This is a genomic window from Streptomyces sp. NPDC048411, from assembly GCF_040704695.1.
Classification (GTDB): Bacteria; Actinomycetota; Actinomycetes; order Streptomycetales; family Streptomycetaceae; genus Streptomyces.
The window spans coordinates 1-7541 of the sequence record NZ_JBEZKL010000218.1 but is presented as its reverse complement, the minus strand read 5'-3'; the positions used below and the strand labels follow the sequence as shown (position 1 = coordinate 7541).

Sequence of the window (7541 nt, the reverse complement as noted above, 5' to 3'; positions counted from 1 at the left end):
CTGGTGCGTGCGATCGCAAGGCGCCGGAAGGTCCTCGTAGCGGAGCTACTAGGGCGTTTCGGCAACGCGGCGAGCGTGCGTGCCAGACGCCGCGAGCCGGGCGCCGATTTTGTGAGCTCCTCTAAGTGATCTCCACCGCACACGCTATGTCCTGCCTGCACCGGCCCTCCGACCGGGGGGCCATCCGTGAGGTGACAGCCCCGCTTGCCCGCCTCCGCGCCGTCCGCTCCGCAGAGCCCGACATGCAGCGCGGCGTTCCCCATCGTGACCGCGCCGATCCTCGCTGTGAGGGCCCGGCTGTGTCCAGCGAGGGACCGACTCGACGGCTGCTGCTGAGTGAGTGCAGGCCGGACGTTGAACAGCAACATTCGGGTCCTGTCCCTGAGTCGCCCACGCACCGGCTATCGCGGCCGGGGCATTTCCGTCGCGATGAAGGCGTTCGTACTGAGCTTCGCGGAGCTGTGTGGCGTGACCAAAGTAAGTCCGCACTTTCCATCGCCCCGCGAACGCGAATGCCATCGCTATGAACCGGACGATGGGCTATGTCGACGCAGGCGGAGCTATGACCGGGGCCGGACAGCTCAGCACCGGTGAGTGGTCCTTTCCGGTGACAGCGGCAGCCGCCGGTAGGTCGGTCACGTTCTGCGGCGCGGCCGCTTGTCGCCCGCCGTTGGTCAGCGGGGCGGGGGTGGACTCAGGGCCAGCCGCTCGGCTACGGCCACCTGTGCCGGGCGCATCAGGTGTGTGCCGACCCGGTAGCCGGGACGCAGCACCTCGACGCAGGTCGCGCTGGTGGTGCCGGAGACGGTGGTGGAGGTGAGGGCTTCGTGTATGCGGGGGTCGAATGCTTCGCCTGCCTCGCCGACACTGTGCAGGCCCAGCGCGGCAAGGTGGGACTCCAGAATCCGGGCGACTTGGTGGAAGCCCCCGGTGACGTAGCCCTGGGCCCGGGCCTGGTCTATGGCGTCCAGGACGGGCAGCAGCCCGGCCAGGACATTGGCGACGGCCGCTTCCCGGATCGCGAGGCGGTCCCGCCGCACACGTTTGCGGTAGTTGTCGTACTCCGCCTTGACCCGTTGCAGGTCCGCCGTGCGCTCGGCCAGGTCCGCCTCCAATTGCCGGATGCGGTTCTCGGGGCCGGGCGGACTGTGGGCGGCCCGGCTGTCCGCAACCGGTGGGCCGGTCGTCGGTGCCGGGTGCGTCGACGGTGTGGCCTCCTGACCTTCGGGTCGGCGAGGCCGGAGAGTGACGGGATCGGCGCTCCTGCGGTCGTGGATGACCACGAGGGGTGGGAGACCCGGACGCGGAGGCTGGGCCGGCTGCTTCATCACGTGCCTCCCTTCGCTGTGTCATCGTCCACGATCTCCGCGTCCACGACATCCTCCTCGCCGCCCTGTCCGGCGTCGGCGGCAGGACCGGCGGGCTGATCCGTTCGGGCCTGGGAGTAGAGGGCAGTGCCGATCTTCTGAGCAGCGGTGGCTGCTCGTTCCACGGCGGAGCGAAGAGCGGCGGTGTCGTCGCCTTTGAGTTTCTCCTTGACGTCGGCCAGGGCGTTCTCGACGTCCGTCTTGACATCCGCGGGGATCTTGTCGGCATTCTCGGCCAGGAGCTTCTCGGTGGTGTAGAGGAGGTGCTCGGCGCTGTTACGGGTGTCGGCGGCCTCCTTGCGGCGGCGGTCCTCCTCCGCGTGGGCCTCGGCATCGCGCATCATCCGCTCGATGTCGTCCTTGGGCAGCGCGGAACCACCGGTGATGGTCATCTTCTGTTCCCTGCCGGTGCCGAGGTCCTTGGCGGCGACGTGCATGATGCCGTTGGCATCGATGTCGAAGGTGACCTCGATCTGCGGGAGGCCGCGCGGGGCCGGCGGCAGGCCGGTCAGGTCGAACACGCCGAGCTTCTTGTTGTAGGCCGCGATCTCGCGTTCGCCCTGGTAGGCCTGGATCTGGACGGACGGCTGGTTGTCCTCGGCCGTGGTGAAGATCTCCGAGCGTTTGGTCGGGATCGTGGTGTTGCGCTCGATCAGTTTGGTCATGATGCCGCCCTTGGTCTCGATACCCAGGGACAGCGGGGTGACGTCCAGCAGCAGGACGTCCTTGACCTCGCCCTTCAGGACACCGGCTTGCAGTGCTGCGCCGATCGCGACGACCTCGTCCGGGTTCACACCCTTGTGCGGGTCCTTGCCCGTCAGTTCCTCCACGAGGCCCGTGACGGCGGGCATCCGGGTGGAGCCGCCGACCAGAATGACGTGGTCGATGTCGGAGACCTTGGTTCCCGCGTCCTTCACGGCCTGGTGGAACGGGTTCTTGCAGCGCTCCAGGAGGTCCGCTGTGAGCTGCTGGAACTGGGCACGTGTGAGCTTCTCGTCGAGGTGCAGCGGGCCTTCGGCGGAGGCGCTGATGTAGGGAAGATTGATGGTCGTCTCGGTGGCCGCGGACAGTTCGATCTTCGCCTTCTCCGAGGCCTCGCGCAGCCTCTGAACGGCCATTTTGTCCTTGGCCAGGTCCACCCCGTAGCTGTTCTTGAACTGTTTCACCAGGTGGTCGACGATCCTCTGGTCCCAGTCGTCGCCGCCCAGGTGGGTGTCGCCGTTGGTGGACTTCACCTCCACGATGCCCTCGCCGATGTCCAGAAGGGACACGTCGAACGTGCCACCGCCGAGGTCGAAGACGAGGATCGTCTGGTCGTTCTCCTTGTCCAGGCCGTACGCCAGGGCCGCAGCGGTCGGTTCGTTCACGATCCGCAGTACCGTCAGACCGGCGATCTCCCCGGCCTCCTTCGTGGCGGTGCGCTGCGAGTCGTTGAAGTACGCGGGCACGGTGACCACGGCGTCGCTCACGTCCTCACCCAGATAGGCCTCCGCGTCGCGCTTGAGCTTCTGCAGGACCCGCGCGGAGATCTCCTGCGCGGTGTAGCGCTTCCCGTCCACGCCGCCGGAGTCCGGGAATCGCCAGGCCGCTTCACCCATGTGCCGCTTCACTGACCGGGCGGTGCGCTCCACGTTGGTCACCGCCTGCCTCTTGGCGACCTCGCCGACCAGCACGTTGCCGCCCTTGGCGAATGCCACAACGGACGGAGTTGTCCGGGCGCCCTCGGCGTTCGGGATCACAACCGGTTCGCCGCCCTCCAGAACGCTGACGACCGAGTTCGTCGTGCCGAGGTCGATACCGATCGAGCGTGCCATGATCCCGCTCCCTTTCCATGCTCCCCTCTGGGCAGGTGCAAGGGCTGCTCCGCGGCCTGGGCCGCGGCGTCCGGGCCCGGCGAATCACGGTCGGCAACCGAACCGGCCGGTCTCGGCCTCGAACGTGCCTTTCACCCTCAGGTTCCGGGATACGTCGGCTGCCAACCGCTGTCAACGCGTCCCTGCGCAGGAGTTTCAAGGCAACGCCACCCGACCCGTGAGCGGAGGGACCGAGCGGGGCGTCAGACCGCCCTTGCCGCGTCCGAAGAGGAAGCCCTGATGACCTCCATGTCGCCTCGATGACCCGACGACCCGATGGCCCTGGACATCGGAGGCGCGGGCACTGCGCCCGCCGGCCACCTGCTGCCGCACGGTTCCTCGGTGCCCGCACGGGTGGTCATCGCAGGCCTGCATGGCGAAGCCCCTCGCGTGAACCCGGTTCCGCGCCTGGAAGCCCTACCCGAGGACGCGGTGTCAACCTGTCCGTCCAGGCCACACCGCGACCCGGCCGCCCCGTCCCCGCTGCCGCACGGACGGGGGTCGCGGCGGTAGTGATCGATCCACCGCCGACGTCCCCGGCTGGGCAACTGCCCGGCATGACCACCGCAGTCCTGGCGCGCGCCAACCGCGATCAGCCCGCTGCGGGCGCCGGGCGCCCCCGGCCGGCGCACAGGATGCAACGCCGACCGCCTCAATCGGCACTGCCCGCCCGCGGAGTGCTGCCCCGCCTGCGCGAGAGAGATGGGTATGCCCTTGGCGTCGTAGGTATGCGGCTGCGGACAACGGCGCCCGGGATCGTGTTCCGCCCCGGCCACGAGACCCCGCAGCCGGACGGGATAGTGCAGGACGCCACGCCGTGGCTTCACGGCTCGGGCCCGGACTGCAGATGCCGGGTCCGGGCGATGAGCAGGGCCACGTCGTCGTGGTCGTCCTGGTGGCGCAGTGCGCCCAGCAGGAAGTCGCAGGTCTCTTCCAGAGGGCGGCGGGGGTTGCTGAGCAGGTCGGTGAGCGCCTGGAGGCGGACGTCGATGTCCTCGTCGCGGGTCTCGACCAGCCCGTCGGTGTAGAGGACCAGTTCGTCGCTGATACCCAGGTGGAACTCGACCGTCTCGAAGGGGACGCCGCCGACACCCAGAGGGGCTCCGGTGGGCAGTTCCAGCAAATTCGGTACGTGACCCGGCCGGGTCAGCACAGGAGGCAGATGGCCTGCGGTTGCCATGCGGCAGCGCAGAAGGTGCGGGTCGTAGACGGCGAAGACGCAGGTGGCCATGGCGCTGTCCAGACCTACGGCGATGTCGTCGAGTTGAGCGAGGACAGCATCGGGTTCCAGCCCGAGTGCGGCCAGGGTGCGGGCGGCGATGCGCAGCTGGCCCATGGTCGCGGCCGCGTTGATGCCGCTGCCCATTACATCGCCGACCACCAGCGCGGTCTGCTCACCGCGCAGCGGGATGACGTCGAACCAGTCCCCGCCGGCCTCGTCGGCTGCCGCAGCGGGCTGGTATCGGTAGGCGATCTCCAGCCCGGGCCTGGAGGCGGGCTCGGAGGGCAGCAGGTGGCGTTGCAGGGTGAGCACGGCGCGGCGTTGACGCTGGTACCAGCGGGCGTTGTCGATGGATACCGCCGCTCGGGCGGCGAGTTCGACAGCGAGCACTTGGTCCTCGTGGTCGAAGGGCTGCTGGTTGCGAGCGCGCTTGAGGTCCAGGACGCCGAGGACCTCACCACGGGCGATCAACGGCACCGCCAGATAGGAATGCAGGCCCGCCTCCTTGAGCAGGGTGGCGGCGTCCGCGTCGCGGGCGATTCGGGCAAGGTCCCTCTCCCGCACACGGGACACCAGTACGGGGCGGGCGGATCTCGCGCACTGGGTGACCAGCCGGGTGGCGTCGTAACTCGCCAGCTCGCCGACCGGGTCGGCGGCCCGGCCTGCCGGCGTGGGGTAGGCGGTCTTCACCGCGAGCGCACGAAACGACGCCGTGTCGCCGGCGACGTGGGGTTGCGTGCCCCCCAGCACAGAGTCGAGGACGTCGACGGCGACTATGTCGGCGAACTCCGGCACGACTATGTCCGCCAGCTCCCGGGCGGTGACCTCAAGGTCGAAGGAGGTGCCGATCCGCGCGGACGCGTCGGCGATCAAGGCCAGGCGCCGACGAGTCCGGACGGCGGCGGCAGCCGCCCGCAACTGCTCGGTGACGTCCACGATCGAGGTGGCCAAGCCGATCACCTGCCCGGACGCGTCCTCCAGCCGGTAGAACGACACACGCCAGGCGTGCTCCGTGTCGGGGTCGGCCGCGGTGCGGCCGGTGGTGAACTGGTTCAGCCGAGGGACGCCGTCCGCAAGCACGCGCCGCATCGCCGATTCGGTGGCGTCGGCATCCAGGAACGACAGCACCTCGCCGACGCGCCGGCCCAGGTGCTGCTCGGCGGGCAGGCCGTTGATGCGCTCCAGCGCCGGGTTGACCAGCACGTACCGCAGGTCGGAGTCCATGACCGCAAGGCCCATCGGGGATTGCGACACCAATCGCACAGACAAGGCCAGATCCCGCTCCACGCGTTGCAGCGTGGCGTGGTCGGAAGCGATGCCCAGCGCGTAGAGACGGCCGCGCTCGTCCTCAAGACGCATGTTGCGGAATTCGGCCAGCCGGGTGCTGCCGTCCTTGTGGCGCACCGGGAATACCCCGGCCCAAGCCCCGCAGCCCGCCATGACCTGCGCGAACAGGGACATCACCCGCTCCCGATGCCGTTCCTCGACGAGCAGGTACATCGCGCTGCGGCCCAGTGCCTCCCTGGCGGTGTAGCCGAACAGTTCCTCGGCCTGCGGGCTCCACAGAGCGATCCGGCCCTCGGCGTTCAGGACCACCGCAGCCACACCCAGCACATCGAGCAGACCGCCCGGCGCGGCCGAAGGATCAGCCGCCCTCGGGTCAGTGTTGCCCAGCAGGCCGTCGGCCTCAGTCACGGCCGGACCCTCCTTCCCCTCAGAGGCCCACACCGCCCGCGCGAACCGCCTCGCCGCCGTGGCTTCCGTGCATACCTTCCAGTGTGTCCATCGTCCCCCCACCGGCCGACAGCGGCAGATCCGAGCCCGCATTCTGGGCCGTTTCCTGTCCGGGGTGTTGCCGGGTGGCGTCGGCGGACCGCGAGCGACAGCCGACAGCCGCCAGGTATCAGTGAGGGGTGCAACAGCCGCAGCGATGATTGTCCATTGCCGTCAACAGCTCCTGAGCCGCTGTCCTCACCCTATGGACATCGTCCTCAGCCAGCAGCTCCGCCGTTCTCCGCCCACTTCTGACGGCCTCGTGAGCTGCCTTCTGCACCCCCACGTGCAGCGTTGCCATGTTCGAGCACTGCCGGCAGCGACTCGACCATGCCAGCCTGGCAGGTCACGGTCCTGGTGACCGCGATCCCCCGAACGTCGACGGCCCTGACATCATCGGCGTGGTGTCAGGGCCGTCCCGCGGGTCCGGCGTGGGGCACCGGATTACTGCAGTTATCTAGCACATTGCCGCGGAGGGGATGTAAGAGACACGCGCGCTCGAAGCGACGTGACCTCTTGCGGGCGATGGACCCGCCAGGTGCCTGGCCGATGGCTCGGCCGAGCTGTGCCGTCAGGTCGGGCCAGTGACTGCTTCGCTCGACGACCCGGGCCGTGGTGGCGACCGCAGGCCTGCGTGACATGCCGACGTCGGCTTGGTCCGCGAGAAGGGGTGTGGTGGGTCGCTGTGGCGGCCGGGGTGGTGGGTGGATGGCGATGGCAGCTGTTCAGGGCGGTGGCGGTGCGGGGGTGGGGGTGCCGGATCCGGTATTCATGCTGCCGAGAGGGTGATCGGGCGTCATCAAGTCGCCCAGAAGGCCTAATCGTGTGCCAAATAAGCTTACTTTCATATGGTTTGACGGTGTGTCATGTGTCGATCGGTGTGCGGTGCGGGTCGTTCGTACACCCGGTCGGCCCCCTGCTGGTACATCCGAAATGACAGCTAAAGGCGCCATAAGTACGTTCATTGCAGGCCGGTTGCCCGGCTGCCCCTCAGAGACAAGGGAGAAGTGACATGAAGACGCGTACCGTCGCCGTGACCGCTGCCGCAGTGGGCGCCGCGGTCATCGCCACCACTGGCATCACCTATGCCTCGGCCGCCGGATCCACCCAGGCTGCCCCGTCCTTCCAGCAGGCTGCCCCTGCTGTTCAGCAGGCTGCTCCTGACGCGGCTCCGCTGGGTGGTGAGGGCGGGAACGGCGGTGGCGGCAAGGGGAACGAGGGAGGCGGCTACGGCGGCTACGGCGGCAACGAGCGTGGCGGCAACGAGCGTGGCCACAAGGAGCGCCGCCACCACCGGGAGGGCCGGATCTTCATCAACGAGCGGTC

3 protein-coding genes and 1 pseudogene are annotated in these 7541 nt (G+C 68.9%); 1 reads left to right on the top strand and 3 read right to left on the bottom strand.

From position 1 onward, the window contains the following. Nucleotides 1–674 precede the first annotated feature (674 nt). From grpE to AB0915_RS37200, 3 genes are all read right to left on the bottom strand, one after another. Entirely contained in the window at nucleotides 675–1328 is a 654-nt protein-coding gene (gene grpE, locus AB0915_RS37210) for a nucleotide exchange factor GrpE (RefSeq protein WP_366695552.1), read from the bottom strand. After that, nucleotides 1328–3181, bottom strand: coding sequence for a molecular chaperone DnaK (gene dnaK / locus AB0915_RS37205; RefSeq protein ID WP_366695550.1), 1854 nt, complete (start codon nucleotides 3179–3181; stop codon nucleotides 1328–1330). Before dnaK ends, grpE begins: the two co-directional genes overlap by 1 nt. 862 nt (nucleotides 3182–4043) lie before the next feature. Continuing rightward, nucleotides 4044–6116 (bottom strand): SpoIIE family protein phosphatase, encoded by a 2073-nt coding sequence (locus tag AB0915_RS37200; protein ID WP_366695554.1) that lies wholly within the window; start codon nucleotides 6114–6116, stop codon nucleotides 4044–4046. A 1111-nt stretch (nucleotides 6117–7227) separates the two neighbouring features. On the opposite strand from AB0915_RS37200, the pseudogene AB0915_RS37195 reads away from it, so the two are divergent. Next, nucleotides 7228–7541: pseudogene (locus tag AB0915_RS37195) on the top strand (hypothetical protein); the annotation flags it as partial.